General features: G+C 68.7%; 18 protein-coding genes and 1 tRNA gene. 11 read left to right on the top strand and 8 right to left on the bottom strand.

The genetic code is table 11. The features are described 5' to 3' along the window. The first annotated feature begins 14 nt into the window (after positions 1-14). The 4 genes from CEG14_RS23950 (at position 15) to CEG14_RS23935 (ending at position 3,568) form a co-directional block, all read left to right on the top strand. Positions 15-1,817 (top strand): uracil-xanthine permease family protein, encoded by a 1,803-nt coding sequence (locus CEG14_RS23950; RefSeq protein WP_179280664.1) that lies wholly within the window; start codon positions 15-17, stop codon positions 1,815-1,817. A 141-nt stretch (positions 1,818-1,958) separates the two neighbouring features. After that, entirely contained in the window at positions 1,959-2,615 is a 657-nt protein-coding gene (locus CEG14_RS23945; protein WP_179280663.1) for an SMI1/KNR4 family protein, read from the top strand. Between the two features lie 123 nt (positions 2,616-2,738). Beyond that, positions 2,739-2,954, top strand: coding sequence for a hypothetical protein (locus CEG14_RS23940; protein ID WP_143277274.1), 216 nt, complete (start codon positions 2,739-2,741; stop codon positions 2,952-2,954). Positions 2,955-2,956: 2 nt separating this feature from the next. Then, complete coding sequence (locus CEG14_RS23935) at positions 2,957-3,568, top strand: hypothetical protein (protein WP_094828903.1); 612 nt, start codon at positions 2,957-2,959, stop codon at positions 3,566-3,568. Positions 3,569-3,648: 80 nt separating this feature from the next. Here the strand turns inward: CEG14_RS23935 and CEG14_RS23930 are convergent. Continuing rightward, positions 3,649-3,724, bottom strand: a tRNA-Phe gene (locus CEG14_RS23930). A gap of 459 nt (positions 3,725-4,183) precedes the next feature. On the opposite strand from CEG14_RS23930, the gene hemA reads away from it, so the two are divergent. The 5 genes from hemA (at position 4,184) to CEG14_RS23905 (ending at position 8,387) form a co-directional block, all read left to right on the top strand. After that, the gene (gene hemA / locus CEG14_RS23925) at positions 4,184-5,458 is read left to right on the top strand and encodes a glutamyl-tRNA reductase (protein WP_094828902.1); all 1,275 of its coding nucleotides are present in this window, start codon (positions 4,184-4,186) and stop codon (positions 5,456-5,458) included. Between the two features lie 86 nt (positions 5,459-5,544). Next, positions 5,545-6,627: a peptide chain release factor 1 gene (gene prfA / locus CEG14_RS23920; protein WP_094828901.1), complete on the top strand. Its 1,083-nt coding sequence runs from the start codon at positions 5,545-5,547 to the stop codon at positions 6,625-6,627. Between the two features lie 5 nt (positions 6,628-6,632). Next, positions 6,633-7,445 carry a peptide chain release factor N(5)-glutamine methyltransferase gene (prmC, locus tag CEG14_RS23915; RefSeq protein WP_094828900.1) on the top strand — a complete coding sequence of 271 codons (813 nt, stop codon included), beginning with the start codon at positions 6,633-6,635 and terminating at the stop codon, positions 7,443-7,445. Positions 7,446-7,494: 49 nt separating this feature from the next. Next, positions 7,495-7,821 carry a Grx4 family monothiol glutaredoxin gene (gene grxD, locus CEG14_RS23910; protein ID WP_094828899.1) on the top strand — a complete coding sequence of 109 codons (327 nt, stop codon included), beginning with the start codon at positions 7,495-7,497 and terminating at the stop codon, positions 7,819-7,821. Further along, on the top strand, positions 7,821-8,387 hold the full coding sequence (locus CEG14_RS23905; RefSeq protein WP_094828898.1) for a UbiX family flavin prenyltransferase: 567 nt from the start codon (positions 7,821-7,823) through the stop codon (positions 8,385-8,387). Before grxD ends, CEG14_RS23905 begins: the two co-directional genes overlap by 1 nt. 149 nt (positions 8,388-8,536) lie before the next feature. Here the strand turns inward: CEG14_RS23905 and CEG14_RS23900 are convergent, their stop codons facing one another. From CEG14_RS23900 to CEG14_RS23870, 7 genes are all read right to left on the bottom strand, one after another. Continuing rightward, entirely contained in the window at positions 8,537-9,061 is a 525-nt protein-coding gene (locus tag CEG14_RS23900; protein ID WP_094828897.1) for a DUF934 domain-containing protein, read from the bottom strand. Next, complete coding sequence (locus CEG14_RS23895) at positions 9,054-10,793, bottom strand: nitrite/sulfite reductase (protein WP_094828896.1); 1,740 nt, start codon at positions 10,791-10,793, stop codon at positions 9,054-9,056. Before CEG14_RS23895 ends, CEG14_RS23900 begins: the two co-directional genes overlap by 8 nt. A 405-nt stretch (positions 10,794-11,198) precedes the next feature. Beyond that, positions 11,199-11,939 (bottom strand): branched-chain amino acid ABC transporter ATP-binding protein, encoded by a 741-nt coding sequence (locus CEG14_RS23890; RefSeq protein ID WP_094828895.1) that lies wholly within the window; start codon positions 11,937-11,939, stop codon positions 11,199-11,201. A gap of 3 nt (positions 11,940-11,942) precedes the next feature. Next, positions 11,943-12,650, bottom strand: coding sequence for an ABC transporter ATP-binding protein (locus CEG14_RS23885; protein WP_094828894.1), 708 nt, complete (start codon positions 12,648-12,650; stop codon positions 11,943-11,945). An 11-nt stretch (positions 12,651-12,661) separates the two neighbouring features. Then, complete coding sequence (locus tag CEG14_RS23880; protein ID WP_094828893.1) at positions 12,662-13,543, bottom strand: branched-chain amino acid ABC transporter permease; 882 nt, start codon at positions 13,541-13,543, stop codon at positions 12,662-12,664. Between the two features lie 10 nt (positions 13,544-13,553). Next, positions 13,554-14,546 carry a branched-chain amino acid ABC transporter permease gene (locus CEG14_RS23875; protein WP_094828892.1) on the bottom strand — a complete coding sequence of 331 codons (993 nt, stop codon included), beginning with the start codon at positions 14,544-14,546 and terminating at the stop codon, positions 13,554-13,556. A gap of 106 nt (positions 14,547-14,652) precedes the next feature. Continuing rightward, complete coding sequence (locus CEG14_RS23870) at positions 14,653-15,528, bottom strand: LysR family transcriptional regulator (RefSeq protein WP_094828891.1); 876 nt, start codon at positions 15,526-15,528, stop codon at positions 14,653-14,655. Positions 15,529-15,687: 159 nt separating this feature from the next. Between CEG14_RS23870 and CEG14_RS23865 the strand changes: the two genes are divergently transcribed. After that, on the top strand, positions 15,688-16,920 hold the full coding sequence (locus CEG14_RS23865) for an amino acid ABC transporter substrate-binding protein (RefSeq protein ID WP_094828890.1): 1,233 nt from the start codon (positions 15,688-15,690) through the stop codon (positions 16,918-16,920). Between the two features lie 76 nt (positions 16,921-16,996). Beyond that, a complete protein-coding gene (locus CEG14_RS23860; RefSeq protein ID WP_094828889.1) occupies positions 16,997-18,418 on the top strand; it encodes an amidase in 1,422 nt (473 codons plus the stop codon). Positions 18,419-18,454: the final 36 nt, after the last annotated feature.

The following is an 18,454-nucleotide window of genomic DNA, read 5'->3' as shown; positions in this document are numbered from 1 at the left end:
CCCCGGGTGCCCACGTGTCCTCCCCCTCCTTGCTTTCCCGCCTGCGCCTGCCCGCCGTGCCGCCGCAGCGTCGTCCCGCCGATCTGGTCTATGCCGCCAACGAGCGCCCGCCCGCCGGCGCGCTGCTCGGCCTCGGCCTGCAGCACGCCGCCACCGCGCTGGCGCTGATCGCCTACGTGCTGGTGGCCGCCCACATGGCGCAGCTGCCGGTGGCGGTGACCAACAGCCTGGTCACGGCCACCGTGCTCGGCATGGCGCTGGCGACGCTGTTGCAGGCATGGGGTGCGCGCACCGGCGCCGGCGCCCTGATCGTGCACATCCCCGATCCGGTGATCTTCATCACCGCCGCCGCCATCCTGGTGCATTACGGCCCGGGCGGGCTGGCCGCGGCCGGGCTGGTCAACGGGCTGGTGGGCCTGTTCGTGGCGCAGGTGCTGCCGCGCCTGCGCGCGCTGTTCCCGCCCACGGTGGCCGGGGTGGTGATCTGCCTGACCGGGCTGTCGCTGGTGACGCCCGCGCTGGAGCACAGCACGGGGCTGGGCAAGGGCGGGGCGCTGGACCTGCAGGCGGTCACGATCACGGCCGTGGCCCTGGCGGTGGTGGTGGGCTTTTCCGTCTGGGGTTCGCGCCGCATGAAGCTGTTTGCGTTGCTGGCCGGGCTCGCCGCGGGCGTGCTGATGGCCGGGCTGGCCGGCCGGCTCGAGGGCGGCGCGCTGCTGGCCGAGGCGCCGCTGTTCGCGCTGCCCGCGCTCACCGTGCCGGTGTTCGATGTGGATCTCGGGCTTTTGCTGGCGGTCGCCTTGCTCTCGCTGATGGTGCAGCTCGACACGCTGGGCACCGTGATCCTGATGAACAAGATGGACGACGCCGACTGGCGCCGTGCCGACATGGCGCGCGTGGGGCGGGGCCTGCGTGCCGGCTCGCTGTCGGCCATCGCGACCGGCTTTCTGGGCGGCCTGCCGAGCTCGACCTCGTCGGCCAACATCGCGCTGTGCCACATCAGCCGCAGCACCTCGCGCTACGTGGGCCTGGCCACCGCCGGCCTGCTGGCCCTGGTGGCCTTCATGCCCAAGGGCACGCTGGCGCTCACGCTGATCCCGACGCCGGTGATCGGCGCGGTCGAGATCTACGCGGCGGCCTATCTGATCGTGTCGGGCGTCGAGCTGATCGCCTCGCGCGCGCTCGATTCGCGCGCCATCTTCATGGTGGGCCTGTCGGTGGTGGCGGGCATGGGCGTGATCCTGCTGCCGGCGCTGCCCCGCGAGGCGCCGCAGGCCCTGCAGTTCGTGGTCGGCAACGGCGTGATCCTGGGCGGCATCCTGGCCATCGTGCTCAACATGCTGTTTCGCCTCGGCACCTCGCGGCGCGCGGCGCGCTCGCTCGCGCCGCTGCCCGCGGCCAGTGCCGACTATCCGCATCCGCCCGCCGACGCGGCCACCGCCATCGTGCAGTTCGTCGAGCACCAGGGCGCGGTCTGGGGCGCGCGCCGCGACGCCGTGCAGCGCGCCGCGGCCGCCGCGCTCGAAGGCGCCGAGGCCATCGCCCAGGCCGGCGGGCGCGAGCTGCTGCAGGTGCGCGGCAGCTTCGACGAGTTCAACCTCGACGTGGAGCTGCTGCACAGCGGGCCGCCGCTGCCGCTGGGCGGCGCGCGCGTCGATCCCGCGCAGTTGCTCGACACCGACGACGCCAACTTCCACGCCGCGCTCGACGCGGCGCTGGCCGGCGTGTCGTCGGCGTTGCTGCGACGGCTGGCCGACCGGCTCTCCACCGGCGAGCGCAACGGGCAATCGTTCCTGCGCCTGCATTTCGATCATTGAGGCGCGCGCCGCGCGCATCGCACCTGGCGGCCGTCACCGCCGCGCCGGGCCCGTGCATGCTGCGCGCGCAACCGGGTGCAGCGATGACGGAAGGCGCCATTTTCATGCCCTAGAATGGGACGTCGATCTCAGGAGGTACGCATGGATTTGTTGAGCACGTTCACCGACATCGCACGCCAGGCAGGCTTCGAACTGCCGCCCGAACTCGCCGCGTGGTATCGCAGCGGCGTGGCCGGCACGCCCGATGGCGCGGCCATGGCGGCGGTGTATGACTTCGAATGGCTCGACCCCGAAGACAGCCAGCGCGACATCGACGAATGGCTCAACCCCGCCGCACAGAACGGCAACCGCTATTTCCCGTTTGCCCAGTCCGGCGCCGGCGACGCCTACTGCCTGGTCCGCCTGGCCGACGGCCGCGAAGGCGTGGCCTGCGTCTGGCATGACGACGACGAGAGCCGCCTCGACCACGCCAGCTTCGCCGACTTCGTCGCGGCCTCGCACCTGTCCAGCTACGCCGACCTCTCGCACCTCGACGGCGACGCCGACGACCTCGCCGCCGCCGTGCGCGCCAGCCTCAACAGCAGCACCGCCGCGCTGCCCGCCCCGCATGCCGAGGCGCTGCTCGCACCCGCCCGGCAGGCGGTCACGCAACAGCCCTACAAGACCGGCCCCAAGGCCCGCCCCACGCTGGTGCCGGCCCTGCTGCCCCAAGACGACGCCGAAGCCCGCGCCGCCCGCTTCCGCGTGCCCGAGCCGGTGGTGTTCGGGGTGGTGGCGCAGTGGGAGATCGAAAGCTAGAGATGTATACGTCCTGTGTCGTCGTTGCCCCGGGTTGGCATTGGCGAGCGCGACGATAGAATCGATCGCAGGGCCCGGCGTGCGTGTGCGTGCCGGTACCCAAAGACTCTGCGAGGTGCCTCCATGGCTGCTGACTCCCCCAAGAAAGCAAAGCGGGTGCCCGCTGCGAAAGCGCAGCAGGCCAGGTTCGTGCGGATCATGACCCCGGCGGAGCGGATCCGCGATATGCGGGCGTTTGCGCGGGAGCACGCCAGCACCAGGGAGTCCGCGCTCGCGCTGCTGCGTGCAGCCGGCATCATCACGGCCTCGGGCAAGCTGGCCAAGCCCTTCCGAAATTGATCATGGTCTGGCCCGCCTATGAGTACCAGCCGAGCTTTGTCCTGGGATTCCACGGTTGCGACCGGGTCGTGGGTGAGCGCGTCTTGCGCGGCGACACACATCTGCTGCCGTCCGCGCAAAAATGGGATTGGCTCGGCCACGGCATCTATTTCTGGGAGGGCAGCCCGGGCCGGGCGATGGCGTGGGCCCGGCAGCGCAAGGCGCAGGGCAGGATCCTGCGACCGTTCGTGGTGGGCGCCGTCATCGACCTGAGGCATTGCCTCGATCTGTTCGATCGCGATAGTACGGCGCAGGTGCGTGCGGCGCATGGCCTTTACGCCGACCTCTCGGCCGCGGCGGGCATGGCGATGGTGCGCAACGTCGGCCCCACGCCGGACAAGGCCGGGCGCGGGCTGGACTGTGCCGTCATGAATCTGCTCCATGCGTATCGGCTCGCGCGCGCCGACCTGACCTACGACTCGGTCCGTGGCCCTTTTCTGGAGGGCGCGCCGATCTATCCCGAAGCGGGCTTCCTGACCGACACGCACATCCAGCTCTGCATACGCAACACGGCATGCATCAAAGGCTATTTCCGCCCGCTCCACGCCCCGCTGGAGGCGGGGCGCCGGCTCTGAGGATGCGCCGCACGCCGCAAATGAGAAAGCCCGGAAATGAAAAAGCCCGGTTGCGTGAGCAACCGGGCTTTTGGAATTCTTGGTGGCCTGGGGCGGAATCGAACCACCGACACGCGGATTTTCAATCCGCTGCTCTACCAACTGAGCTACCAGGCCAACGCGAAGAACGAGACTATACATGAAAATTTTCGCGTGTGCACGTAAAGCGGCAAAAACATCGAGAAATCGTTGAGCGCGCAGCCGTTTTGCGCAGGGATTGCGCAGCGTTGCGCATTCCCTGCGCAAAAAGCGCGCGCGGCGCATGCGCATCTCGCCGCATGTCGCGCCGCATGTCGCGCAGCGCGATGCGCGGATCACGATGCGCGCCTCGCCGATCTCGACGCCAACGCGGTGCGCGTCGGTCCGGCGTCCGCCGTAACCCCATCCGCGCGCACGTCATCGTCCCTTCGCCCGCACGGCGTCATCCCCGTCCCTGCTATGGCGCATGCGCCACAGACTCCCGACTCGCGGGGTAGGGTATCGGGGCTTACCCGGGGCGGGGGGGTATAATCTTGGACGGTCGCTGTTACAACTTAGCAGCTTAGCGCCGGCGGGGTCGCTCCCTGCCGAACCCACATGTCTGTCGCCGTTCTTGCATTCGGTCTGAATCACACTTCCGCGCCCGTGTCGGTGCGCGAGCGTGTGTCCATGCCCGCGGACTTGCTCAAGCCCGCGCTGGACGGCCTGCGCCTGGCGTTCGGCGGGTCGGTGCGCGAAGCGGCGATCCTGTCGACCTGTAATCGCACCGAGATCTACTGCGCCGCCGATGCCGTCGCCGCCGAGCAGTTGCCGGCCTGGCTGGCCGAGCATCACCAGCTCGAATCCGCCGCGCTCTCCCCCCATCTCTACCGCCATCGCCAGGACGACGCCGTGCGCCACGCGTTCCGTGTCGCCAGCGGGCTGGACTCGATGGTGCTGGGCGAGCCGCAGATCCTGGGCCAGATGAAAGACGCCGTGCGCGCGGCCGACGAGCTCGGCTCGCTCGGCACGCTGCTGCACCAGCTGTTCCAGCGCACCTTCTCCGTGGCCAAGGAAGTCCGGTCCCAGACCGCGATCGGCGCCCATTCGGTGTCGATGGCCGCGGCCGCGGTGCGGCTGGCCGAACGGGTGTTCGGCGATCTGGGCCAGGCCCGCACGCTGTTCATCGGCGCCGGCGAAATGATCGAGCTGTGCGCCACGCACTTCGCCGCGCAGAAACCCAAATCCATGGTCGTGGCCAATCGCACCGTCGAGCGCGCCGAGACCCTCGCTGGCCGCTTCTCGGCCAGCACCATGAAGCTGGCCGACCTCACCGAGCGCCTGGCCGAATTCGACGTGGTGGTGTCCTGTACGGCCAGTTCCCTGCCCATATTGGGCCTGGGCATGGTCGAGCGCGCCACGCGCCAGCGCCGCCACCGCCCCATGGTCATGATCGACCTGGCGGTGCCGCGCGACATCGAGCCCGAAGTCGGCCGCCTCGACGACGTCTATCTCTACTCGGTCGACGATCTGGGTCGGCTGGTGCAAAGCGGCACCGACGCGCGCCGCGCGGCGGTGGTGCAGGCCGAGGCCATCATCGAGACTCGCGTCCAGGGCTTCATGCACTGGATGCAGTCGCGCGAAGTGGTGCCGGTCATCCGTGACCTGCACCAGGCCGCAGAAGACGTCCGCGCCGCCGAGCTCGAACGCGCCCGCCGCATGCTGGCGCGCGGCGAATCGCCCGAGGCGGTGCTCGAACAGCTGGCGCACGGCCTCACGCAGAAGTATCTGCATGGTCCGCTGGCCGCGCTCAACCGCAGCGAAGGCGACGAGCGCAAGCAGTTGCTCTCCTGGGTGCCGCGCCTGTTCCCCGGCCGCGACTCGCGCCGTTAGCTGTCCCCGTACACGCCTGCCTCACGCCGCGCGCAGCTGACGCGCGCGCGTCCGTTCCCGTTTCGCCTTTTTTTCGAGTTGGTCCCATGAAATCGTCCATGCGCAGCCGGTTGGAGCAGTTGGCTCACCGCCTGATTGAAGTCGACGCCCTGTTGGCAGACCCCGATACCGCCTCCGACATGGACCGCTTTCGCAAGCTGTCGCGCGAACGCGCCGAGCTCGAGCCGGTGGTCGAGGCCTTCAAGAGCTTCCAGGCCACCGAGGCCGACCTGGCCACGGCGCAGGAAATGCTGTCCGATCCCGACATGAAGGCCATGGCCGAAGACGAGATCAAGTCGGGCCGCGCGCGCATCGAGACCCTCGAGGCCGACCTGCAGGTGCTGCTGCTGCCGCGCGACCCCAACGACACGCGCAGCCTGTTCCTGGAAATCCGCGCCGGCACCGGCGGCGACGAGAGCGCGCTGTTCTCGGGCGACCTGCTGCGCATGTACTCGCGCTACGCCGAGCAGCGCGGCTGGCGCGTCGAGATCATGTCGGAAAGCGCGTCGGAGCTGGGCGGCTACAAGGAAGTGATCGCGCGCATCGACGGCGATGGCGCGTACGGCCGGCTCAAGTTCGAGTCGGGCGCGCACCGCGTGCAGCGCGTGCCGGCCACCGAGGCGCAGGGCCGCATCCACACCTCGGCCTGCACCGTGGCCGTGATGCCCGAGGCCGACGAGCAGGGCGAGATCGTGATCAACGCCGCCGACCTGCGCATCGACACGTTCCGCGCGAGCGGCGCGGGCGGCCAGCACATCAACAAGACCGACTCCGCCGTGCGCATCACCCACCTGCCCACCGGCCTGGTGGTGGAGTGCCAGGACGACCGCTCGCAGCACCGCAACAAGGACAAGGCCATGCAGGTGCTGGCCGCGCGCCTGAAAGACAAGGAAACGCGCGAGCGCCAGAGCAAGGAAGCGGCCGAGCGCAAGAGCCTGATCGGGTCGGGCGACCGCTCCGAGCGCATCCGCACCTACAACTATCCGCAGGGCCGCGTGACCGATCACCGCATCAATCTCACGCTCTACAAGCTGGGCCAGATCATGGAAGGCGACCTGGACGAGCTCACCGGCGCGCTGCTGGCCGAGCACCAGGCCGAGCAGCTGGCCGCCCTGGGCGACGATCTCTGATCCCGATGGACCAGATCAAGGACCTGCTGGCCGACGCCCGCCTGCCGCGCCTGGAGGCGCGCATGCTGGCCGAGCGCGCGCTGGGCCGCACGCGCGCCTGGATGATCGCGCACGACACCGACGCGCTCACCCCGGCGCAGCGCCAGGCCTACGAGGCGCTGGCCGCCCGGCGGCTGGCCGGCGAGCCCATGGCCTATGTGCTGGGCGAGCGCGAGTTCATGGGCCACGTGTTCGCGGTCACGCCGGCCGTGCTGATACCGCGTCCCGATACCGAAGTGATGGTCGAGACCGCGCTGGCGTTCCTGCATGAGCGCGCCGGCGCGCGCGTGGTCGACCTGGGCACCGGCAGCGGCGCGATCGCGGTGTCGGTGGCGCTGGGCGCGCCGACCGCCGATGTGAGCGCCACCGACCTCAGCGCCGACGCGCTGGCGGTGGCGCGCGCCAATGCGCAGCGGCTCGGCGCCCGCGTGCGGTTTCACCAGGGCAGCTGGTACGGCGCGCTGCCCGAGGGCGAGCGCTTCGACCTGATATTGTCGAACCCGCCGTATATCCACCGCGACGACGCGCATCTGGCGCAGGGCGACCTGCGCTTCGAGCCACAGGGGGCGCTCACCGACCACGCCGACGGCCTGTCGGCGCTGGCCGAGCTGGCCGCCGGGGCGCCGGGACGGCTCGCGCCGGGGGGCGCGATCTGGCTCGAACATGGCTGGGACCAGGCCCAGGCGGTGCGTGCGCTGCTCACCGCTGCCGGGCTGCGCCAGGTGGAAAGCCGTACGGATCTGGCGGGAATCGAGCGGATTTCCGGCGGCTACCTATAATTGACCCATGCAGTGAAGAACAACCGCTTCCTATTTTGCGAGACCTACCATGAGCGACGTGCAAGAATTCATCCGTGAAACGGTAACCCAGCATCCCGTGGTGCTGTTCATGAAGGGCACCGCCCAGTTCCCGCAGTGCGGCTTCTCGGGCCGCGCGATCCAGATCCTCAAGGGCTGTGGCGTGAAGAAGCTGGTCACCGTCAACGTGCTCGAAGACGACGAAGTGCGCCAGGGCATCAAGACCTTCTCCAACTGGCCCACGATCCCGCAGCTCTATGTGCAGGGCGAGTTCATCGGCGGTTCGGACATCATGAACGAGATGAACGAATCGGGCGAACTCAAGCAGCTGCTCGACGAATCCGGCGCCACCGCCTGATGTCCAAACGCAGGCTCGTGATCGGCATCACGGGCGCCACCGGCGCCCTGTATGCCGTGCGCATGCTGCAGGCGCTCAAGGGCGTCGACGATGTCGAGTCGCACCTGGTGATCTCCTCGTCGGGCGTGCTCAACATCAAGCACGAGCTCGACATCTCGCGCCACGAGGTGCAGGCCCTCGCCGACCACGTGCACAGCATCCGCGACGTGGGCGCCACGCTGGCCAGCGGTGCGTTCCAGACCGCCGGCATGGTGGTCGTGCCGTGCTCGATGCGCACGCTCGCGGCCGTGGCCCATGGCCTGTCCGACAACCTCATCACGCGCGCGGCCGACGTCACGCTCAAGGAGCGCCGCCGGCTGGTGATGATGGTGCGCGAGACGCCGTTCAACCTCGCCCACCTGCGCAACATGACCGCCATCACCGAGATGGGCGGCATCGTGTTTCCGCCGCTGCCGGCGTTCTATCACCGGCCCACCTCGATCGAGCAGATGGTCGATCACACGGTGGCGCGCGTGCTGGAGCTCTTCGACATCAACGTGCCGGGTCCGCACTGGGAAGGCATGTGAGACAGGGCGGCGGGTCGGCCGTGTCGGTACGCCGGCCGTCCGGCGCGCGCCGGCGCCCCTCGGTGCGCCGAAAGACCCGCATTCGCGCCGCATGAAAAAACGCCCGGACCGGCGCATTGCCGATCCGGGCGTTTTCGCGTGCGCGCGGCTCAGGCCGCCTGCGGCACCGGGTAGGTCTGCTGGTAACGCACGCTGAACGTGTGCAGCGCGTCGAGCGCGGCCTGCGGATCGTGGCCGGGCTTGACCAGGAAGCTGTCGAAGCCCACCCGCGCCTGGTAGTACACCGTATCGATCATCACGTCGCCCACCGCCCGCAACTCGCCGGTCCAGTGGTACTGGCGGCGCAGCAGCTGCGCCAGCGAGTAGCCGCGGCCGTCGGTATAGGCGGGGAAGCTGATGGCGATGAACGCGATGCGGCTGGCGTCGAGCTTGCCGTCCGCATCGAGCAGCTGCGTGAGGTCGGTGTCGGGCGGCAGTTGCACGGCCACCGGATGCTGGCGGGAGGCGAGCGCGTCACGCGCCGCCAGCCAGGTGGCCAGCGGCACGATCCAGCCGGCCTCGTCGGCCGGCGTGCTGTCCGGCGCATCCTCGGGCGCCTCGAACAGGCGGCTGGTGTCGACTTCGAGTCTGCCCGCGCGGATCAGGCGGGCGTCGGGGGTGTTGAGTTCAGACATGGGCGGCCTCGCGGGCGGCAGGCTTGGCGACGGCCGGGTCGGCGTAGACGTCGCGCTTGAAGGGATCGATGCCGACGCGGTCGACCACGTCGATGAAGCGTTCGGCGTCGCTGTCGCGCAGATCCAGGTAGGTGCGGATCAGGCGATCCACTACGTCAGGTACCTGTTCGCGTGCGAACGACGGGCCGATGATGCGGCCCACGGCGGCGCCGCCGCCGCGCGTGGATTCGAGGTCGGGCAGCGGATGCGCGGCGCCCGACTGGCGGCCGCCCAGCGTGACCTGGTACCACTCCTCGCCGGCCTTATCCACGCCCAGGATGCCGATGTGGCCCACGTGATGGTGGCCGCAGGAGTTGATGCAGCCCGAGATGTTCAGGTCGAGCTCGCCGATCTCGAACAGGTAGTCGAGGTCGTCGAAGCGGCGCTGGATCGACTCGGCCACCGGGATCGACACGGCGTTGGCCAGCGCGCAGAAGTCGCCACCCGGACAGGCGATGATGTTGGTGAGCAGGCCGATGTTGGGCGTGGCGAGGTTCAGCGCCACCAGCTCGGCCCACAGCTCGGGCAGGCGGGCGCGCTCGACGTCTGCCAGGATCAGGTTCTGCTCGTGCGACACGCGCAGCTCGCCGAAGCCGTAGCGCTCGGAGAGGTCGGCCACCGCGTCCATCTGGTCGGCGGTGATGTCGCCCGGCGGCACGCCGGTCGGCTTGAGCGAGATCGACACGGCGGCGTAGCCCGCCACCTTGTGGCCGTGCACATTGGTGCGCAGCCAGCGGCGGAACGCCGGGTTGGACTCGGCCAGCGCCGGATTCGGATCCTCGGCCTGCGCGGCCTCGGCGCGATACTGCGGCCAGATGAAGCGGCCGGCGATCGTGTCGAGCTGGTCCTGCGTGATGGTATCGGGGCCGTCCTTGATCTGCAGCCATTCCTGCTCGACCTGTTCGCCGTAGACCTGCGGCGTGAGGTCCTTCACCAGGATCTTGATGCGGGCCTTGTACTTGTTGTCGCGCCGGCCGTGCAGGTTGTAGACGCGCAGCGCGGCCTGCAGGTAGGTGAGCAGATGCTGCCACTCGACGAACGGCTTGATCAGGTGGCCCACCATCGGCGTGCGGCCCATGCCGCCGCCGATCCAGACACGAAAGCCCAGCTTGCCGTCCTGCTCCACGGCCTGCAGGCCGATGTCGTGCACGCCGACCGCGGCGCGGTCCTGCACGGCGCCGGACACCGCGATCTTGAACTTGCGCGGCAGGAAGGCGAACTCGGGATGCAGCGTGGACCACTGGCGGATGATCTCGCACCACACCAGCGGATTCACGAGCTCGTCGGGCGCGATGCCGGCGAAGTGATCGGTGGTGGTGTTGCGGATGCAGTTGCCGCTGGTCTGGATCGCGTGCATCTGCACCTCGGCCAGCTCGCCCAGGATCGCCGGCACGTCTTCGAGGCGCGGCCAATTGAACTGGATGTTCTGGCGGGTGGAGAAGTGGCCGTAGCCGCGGTCGTAGGTGCGGGCGATGTGGCCCAGCTTGCGCAGCTGGCCGGCATTCAACATGCCGTACGGGATCGCCACGCGCAGCATCGGCGCGTGACGCTGGATGTACAGGCCGTTCTGCAGGCGCAGCACGCGAAAGTCGTCTTCGGTCAGCTGGCCGTCGAGAAACCGGCGCGTCTGGCCCGCGAACTGGGCCACGCGTTCCTCGACCAGTTGCTGGTCGACGGGGTCATACACATACATGGTCAATGCCCTAACAGTGTCGGTGCGGCGCGCAGCGGGTGCGCACACAGGCGGAGGCGCCGAGGCGCCATGACGGTTTTATGTACATAACCGTAGCAGCAGGCCGAAGCCAGCGTCTAAGTCATTCTGGTAATAAGGTAGGTCGCCCTGGTTTTGAGCCGGAGAGCCTTTGCTGGCGCGGCTTTGCGGGGAGCGGGGGAAGGGCGGGCGGCGCGCTGTGGCGTGGCGGCCGCAGGCTCGGCGGGCCGCGCGGGCCCGTAGATGTGAATGCTTCTCAGGCCGCTGCCGGTGTGTACGCTACTGCGTACGCCACCGACGAGGTGCCGGCAGGGCGGGCGGTGCGCGCCGCCCGGCGCGGCGGGCACAGAAAAAAGCCGGCGCGGCCTGGCGCGCCGGTACCCCACATCAATCGATCTTGTAGTCCATCCAGGAGGCCACCATGTCGCGCAGGCCGCCTTCCTGCTCGAACGCCGCGCGTTCGCCCTCGGCCTTGTTGCGGCCGAGCTCGAGGATGTACATGTAGTCGGAGATCTCGGCGCAGCGGCGCACGTTCTGGTCGACCAGCACCACGGTCATGCCCTCGTCGGCGAAGCCGCGGATCACCGCGTAGATCTCTTTCGAGATCTTGGGCGCCAGCATCGCCGTGGGCTCGTCGAGCAGGATCACCGAGGGCTCGATCAGGAGCGCCCGGCCGAACTCCACGAAGCGCTGCTGGCCGCCGCTCATGCTCGAGACCGGATCGTTGCGCTTGTCCGCCAGGATGGGGAAGCGCTGATAGACGCTGTCGATGCGGCGGCGCACGCGCGCCTTGTCGCGCCGGAACGGCCAGCAGCCCAGCAGCAGATTGTCTTCGACCGAGAGCTCGCCGAACAGGCTGCGGTGCTGCGGCACGAAGGCCACGCCGCTGCCCGCGCGCTGGTGCGAGGGCTGGCGGCTGATGTCCTGGCCGCGCAGCGTGATGCGCCCGCCGCGCAGCGGCAGGAAGCCGAACAGCGTCTTGAGCACCGTGGACTTGCCGGCGCCGTTGGGGCCGATGATGCCGGTGACCTGGCCGGCGCGCGCCGTCACGTTCACGCCGTTGAGGATGGTGATGTCGCCGTGATAGGCGACGGTCACGTTGTCGAGGGAGAAAACCGATTCCGCCATGGCTCAGGCTCCGAGATAGGCTTCGACCACGCGCGGATCGCTCTTCACGCGCTCGGCGTCGCCCTCGCACAGGATGGCGCCTTCGTTCATCACGATGATGTGGTGCGAGAGCTGGTAGATCGAGGTCAGGTCGTGCGACACCAGCACCACCGAGCAGTCGTGCTCGCGCGGCACCTCGGCGATCACGCGGATCAGCAGTTGCGCGAGCGAGGGATTCACGCCGGCGAAGGGCTCGTCGAGCAGTACCACCTTCGGCCGCGCCACCATGATGCGCGCCAGTTCCAGCAGCTTCTGCTGGCCGCCCGAAAGCTCTTCCGCATGGTTGTGCCGCAGCCGGTGCAGCTCCACCTTGTTGAGCCAGTATTCCGATTCGGCGTAGCGTTCGTCGGCGTTGCGGCGCGTCTGCTGCTGCGCCACGTCGAGGTTGTCGAGCAGGCTCAGGTGCGGGAACACGCGCGGCACCTGGAAGGTGCGGCCCACGCCCATGCGCGCCACTTCGTGCGTGGGCTTGCCGCCGATCGGCTTGCCGTCGAGCAGGATGCTGCCCTCGTCGGGCAGGTACAGGCCGTTGACGCAGTTCAGCAGCGTGGTCTTGCCCGAGCCGTTCATGCCGATCACGCCCAGGATGGAGGCGCGCGGCACGTGCAGGCTCACGCCCTGCAGCGCCACCAGCCCGCCGAAGCGCTTTTTCAGGTTTTCGATCTTCAGCATGGTGACTTCCTTCAGCGCAGCGCGCGCTGGCCGAACAGGCCGGAGGGGCGCACGAAGATCATGGCCACCATCAACGCGAAACCGAGCATCGTGGCGATCGAGGGATTGAAGAACACCACCGACACCTGTTCGGTGACGCCGAAGAGCAGGGCGCCGACCAGCGCGCCGATCGGATGACCCAGGCCGCCCAGCACGATCACGATGAAGCCGATCAGCGTGTAGTCGTTGCCCATGAAGGGCGAGAACGAGGGGAACACCAGCGCCACCAGCACGCCCGTGACCGCGGCCAGGCCGATGCCCAGGCCGAAGGCCACGGCCGAGAGCCGCTCGGCATTGATGCCGACGATACGGATTGCGTCGCGGTTCATGATGATGGCGCGCAGCGCCTTCCCCACCTGCGTGCGATAGAGGAACCAGGCCAGCGTGCCGATCACCGCCACCGCGATCACCAGTGCCACCAGGCGCACCGTCGGGATCAGCACCGGCCCGAACTTGAGGAACACCGGCTCCATGCTGAAGGGCAGCGAGCGGGCATCGGCCTCGAACATCAGCAGCATCAGCGCGCCCAGCATGATCGACACGCCGAACATCAGCAGCAGCGAGCTGATCTCGGGATCCTCGGCGCGCGACAGGCGCGGGATGAGCAGGAAATACAGCACATAGCCGACCGCGAAGAACACCACGAACGACAGCGGCAGCGCCAGCAGCGGATTGATGCCGAAGTACTCGAGCATCAGGTAGGCGAAGTAGGCGCCGAGCACGAGGAATTCGCCGTGCGCGAAGTTGACCACGCGCAGCACGCCGAACACCACGTTCAGGCCGACGCCGATCAGGCCGTAGATGGCGCCCAGGATGAGGCCGTTGATCAGCCCCTGGATGATGAGTGAGCTCATGAGGCTTCCTTCAGGCGATGTAGCGGCGCAGGTTGGGGCAGCGCTTGAGCAGGCTGCCGACGATGCCGCGCGGCAGGAACAGCATCAGCAGCACGATGACCAGGCCCAGCAGCAGCAGGTTCAGCACCGGGAATTTCTGCCAGATGAGGTGGTCGATGCCGACCAGCGCCAGCGTGCCGACGACCGGGCCGAGGATGGTGCCGAAGCCGCCCGCCATGGCGTAGATGATGCTCTTGGCCGTGATCAGCACGTGGAAGGCGTACTCGGGGTCGACCACGTTGGTGTACCAGGCCTCCACGCCGCCGGCGAGCGCCGGGAACAGCGCGGCCAGCATCCAGGCCTTGAGCCGCGTGTTCGGCACATGGATGCCGATGCAGGCCGCGGCCGAATCGTCGTCACGGATCGCCTTGAGCGCCTTGCCCAGCGGCGACACCGACAGCCAGGTGACGGTGGCCAACGTGGCCGCCATCACCGCCAGCATCGCGTAGTAGCTGTGCACGGGGTTGTTGGCGCTCGACAGGATCAGGCCCATGCTGCCGCCGGTGAAGTTGTCGGGCAAGTTCGAGATCAGCAGCTTCATGATCGTGGCGAGCGCCAGGCTCACGATGCCGAAGTACACGCCGCGCAGGCGCAGCGTGGGCGCGAACAGCAGCGAGATCAGCACGCCCACCACGCCGGCTGCCAGCAGCGAGGGCACGATGGGCCACTGCAGCAGCTTGTAGCAGATGCCCGTCGCATACGAGCCCACGCCGTAGAACACCACGAAGCCGAACGGCAGGTAGCCGGTGAAGCCCACGCAGATGTTCATGGCGCTCGCCATCGTCACCCAGAGCATCAGGTAGAACGCGAACGAGATATTGCTGGTGGAGGCTGGCACCACCGCGAGCGCGGCTGCCAGGAGAACGAACACTGAGATCGCGATGCGGGTGCGCAGGCGCAGGACGCGTTGGTCCTGCGCGCGGGCGGGCAAGGCGCCTGCCAGCGCTTCGGGGCTGCTGCTCATGATTATCCCTCTCGGTCCGGTTGGGAAAGCTTGGGCCGTTTCGTTGTGGGTCGATTATGAACAGGTCAGCCGAGCAAGACCATAACTTGATGTTAAGTGTTTTCCCCTATTTGGGGCCAAAAGAGGCGTTCAGCACCTCGCGCAGGTCGTCGATGAACTCGGCCGCGATGCGCGGCAGCGGGCGGTTGCTGGGGTGGACGGCGGTCACGTGCAGCGGGATGTCCTCGGCCAGCGGCACGATGGCCACCTCGGGCCAGTTGTTCTGCATCACCGTGAACTCGTCGACGATGGCGATGCCGGTGCCGGCATTGACCAGCGCGCACGCGAGCTGGCTCCAGGGCACGTCGGCGCACATGCGGCACGGCACGCCGGCCTGCTCGAAGGCGTTGGTCACGAGCATGCCGAAGGGCATGCGCGTGCCGACCACGATGTGCGGGTAGGGCGACAGGTCGGCCAGGCTGACCTGGCTGCGCGTGGCGAGGGGGTTGGCGGCGGGGATGGCCGCCACCATGCGGCCGGTGTGCAGCGGGATCGAGGTCATGAACGGATGCTTGGTCTGCATCACCACCAGGCCCAGGTCGGCCTCGCCATTGAGCACGTCCGGGATCAGGTGCGGCAGGGCATTGGTGTTGAGCCGCAGCATCACGTCGGCGCGGCGCCCCTGGAAGCGGGCCACCGCGCGCGGCACCAGGTATTGCGCCAGGCTGGGGATCGAGGTCAGGCGCAGCACGCCGGCGCCGTGCCCGGCCAGGGCGTCGGCCAGGTCGTTGACCCGCTGCATCATGCGCTGGGTCTTCTCGATCTCCTCGAACAGGGCGTGCACGTCGGCGGTGGGCTGCAGGCGGCCGCGCACGCGTTCGAAGAGGTCCAGGCCGAGCTGCTTTTCGGTGGTCGCCAGCATCCGGCTCACGGCGGGCTGGCTGATGCCGAGCAGGCGCGCCGCGCCGCTGATGGAGCCCGCGACCACGATGGCCCACAGCATTTCGGTCTGGCGGTAATTGAGTTTATTCAAGGCGTGCGCTCCATGCCTATTTGTTATACGCTATGCGCGGATTTGTGCAAACTTTGCGCAAGTTCACGGTTTGCCCCTGTGCGGCGGGCTGTCGGTATTCCCCTTTTGTGCAATCCAAGGAGTTTTCCTATGTTCAGAAGTCCGTGGTTATCCCGTCTGTCCGCCCTGATGCTGGCGGCCGCCGTGCTGAGCCCCGCGACCAGCGCGGCCCAGTCCTCCGACAAGATCCGCATCGGCATGACGGTCTCGTCGACCGGCAGCTTCGCGCTCGCCTCGCAATCGGGCGTGCGCGGCGTCGAGGTCTGGGTCGACGATGTGAACCGGCGCGGCGGCATCGAGATCAAGGGCAAGAAGTATCCGGTTGAGCTGGTCAAGCTGGACGATCGCAGCGACAAGCAGATGGTCACGCGCGTCTACGAACGCCTGATTGTGGATGAAAAAGTCGATCTGGTGTTTGCGCCCTTCGGCTCCACGCTGACGGCCGCGGCCGGCACTGTGACCGAGCGCCTCGGCAAGTACATGATGGTGTGGTCGGCCGCGAGCGACGATCTCTACAAGCAGGGTTTCAAGAACATGGTGTCGGGCACGCAGATGCCCGTGTCGGCGATGCTGCGCGCGCCGATGGAGCTGGCCAACAACCTCGGCGTGAAGAAGGTGGCGCTGCTGTACTCCGACGAGCCGTTCCCGGCCGGGCTGGCCGACGGCGGCCGTGCCCACGCCAAGCGCCTGAACATGGACGTGGTGCTCTACGAAAAATATCCCAAGGGTCAAAAGGATTTCAGCACGCTGCTGCAGAAGGCCAAGGCCATGGGCGCCGAGGCGCTGATCCCCACGTCGTATGAAGGCGACCTGATCAGCATGACGCGTCAGATGAAGCAGCTCGACATCAACTTCCCCTACATCTTCATGGTGTACGCCTCCACGCCGCAGTTCCAGGCGATCGGCGCGGATTCGAACTTCATCTTCAGCCACACCAACTATCACCCCTCGATCAACTGGAAGGTGGATGCCGGCCTCACCCGCGAGCAGTTCGCGCAGGCCTACGACAAGCTCTACCCCAAGGCCGAATTCCCGCCCGATTTCCAGACGGCGCTGGCCTATGGCGCGGGCGCGCTCACCGAGGAGATCGTGAAGAAGGCGGGCGCCACCGATGCCGCGGCGCTCAAGCAGGCCTCGCTCGATCTGTCGGGCAAGGTCACGGTGATGGCCGGTCCGTACGCGATCGACGAGACCGGCAAGCAATTGCAGATGCCGTTCCCGGTGGTGCAGTTGCTGCCCGGCAAGGGCATGGTGCCGGTGTGGCCGCAGGACGTCGCGGTCGAGAAGGCGGTGTACCCCGCGCCGGCATGGAACAAGCGCTGAGCCGGAAGACTACCGGCAGGCATTGAGCGCCGGCCGCGCCACGCGCGCGGCCGGCGTTCGCTCAACGAGGAACACGATGTCTGAACTAGCGTTTGCCAGTCTTTCCGAGCTGGCCGAGGGCTTGGCGGCGGGCCGTTACAGCGCCGTCGAACTGACGCGACTCTATCTGGACCGCATCGCACGCGCCAACGAGGCGCTGCATGCGTATGTGGCGGTGGACGAAGCGGGCGCGCTGGCGCTGGCCGAGGCCGCCGACGCGCGCCGCGCACGCGGCTATGCGCTGGGCGCGCTCGACGGCCTGCCCATCGCGATCAAGGATCTGTGCGAAGTGCAGGGCGGCGTCACCACGGCCGGCTCCGAGGCCTGGCGCGCGCGCCGCAGCCAGGCCACCGGCGTGGTCGCGCACCGTCTCGTGCAGGCCGGCATGGTGATCCTGGGCAAGACGCACATGGTGGAATTCGCCTTCGGCGGCTGGGGCACCAACCCGGTGATGGGCACGCCGCGCAACCCCTGGGATGCGCAGGCCCACCGGATCCCGGGCGGCTCGTCGAGCGGCTCGGGCGTGGCGGTGGCGGCGGGCCTGGCGCCGGCGGCGATCGGCTCGGACACCGGCGGCTCCGTGCGCATTCCGGCCGCGCTCAACGGCATCACCGGCCTGAAGACCACCTGCGGCGTGATCAGCCGCGCGGGCGCGGTGGCGCTGTCGCAGACGCTCGATTCCATCGGCCCGCTCACGCGCGACGTGCGCGACGCCATGCTGATCACGCAGGCACTGGCGGGGCCCGACGCGGCCGATCCGGCCACGCTCGGCGCGCCCGCCTTCCGCATCGATCTGCCGCGCGCGGTGGCCCGCCCGCTGGCCGGCGCGCGCATCGCGGTGATGCCGGCCGAGGCCTATCCGATCGCCGTGACGCCGGCGGTCGCGCGTGCGATGGACGACGCGCGTGCGCTGCTCGCGCAGCTGGGCGCCGAGGTGGTCGAGACGGCGCTGCCGTTCGACTTCAACGCGATGATGGTGGCCAACGGCCGCATCATCGCCGCCGAAGCCTACGCGCTGCATCGCGACTACATCGAGGATGCGGCGCTGCCGATCGGGGAGTTCGTGCGGGCCCGCGTCATGGGCGGCAAGGGCATCGGCGCGGCCGACTACCTGGCGGCGCTGCGCGAACACGAGCAGGCGCGCGCGCACTGGCAGTCATGGATGGCGCAATACGACGCGCTGCTCACGCCGGCGCTGCCGTTCGAGGCACGCACGCTGGCGCAGGTGGACGAGGCGGCGACGCCGCTCGCGGCCTTCTCGCGCGCCGGCAACTATCTGGGGGCGTGTGGCCTGGCGCTGCCCGCCGGCCACGGCGAGCAGGGCCTGCCGGTCTCCGTGCAATTGCTGGGCAAACCGTTCGACGAAGCGACGCTGGGCCGCATCGGCATGGCCTTCCAGGCCGCCAGCGACTGGCACCGGCGCACGCCGGACCTGCGCGCGTTCGGTTTGCCGGGCTGACGTGTCCGGGCCGGGATGGGCGGGTGGGGAGCCCTG

The sequence above is a fragment of the Bordetella genomosp. 1 genome, from assembly GCF_002261335.1.
Taxonomy (GTDB): Bacteria; Pseudomonadota; Gammaproteobacteria; order Burkholderiales; family Burkholderiaceae_B; genus Bordetella.
Note: the sequence above shows the minus strand (reverse complement) of the source record. Positions and strands in the feature narration are given on the sequence as shown.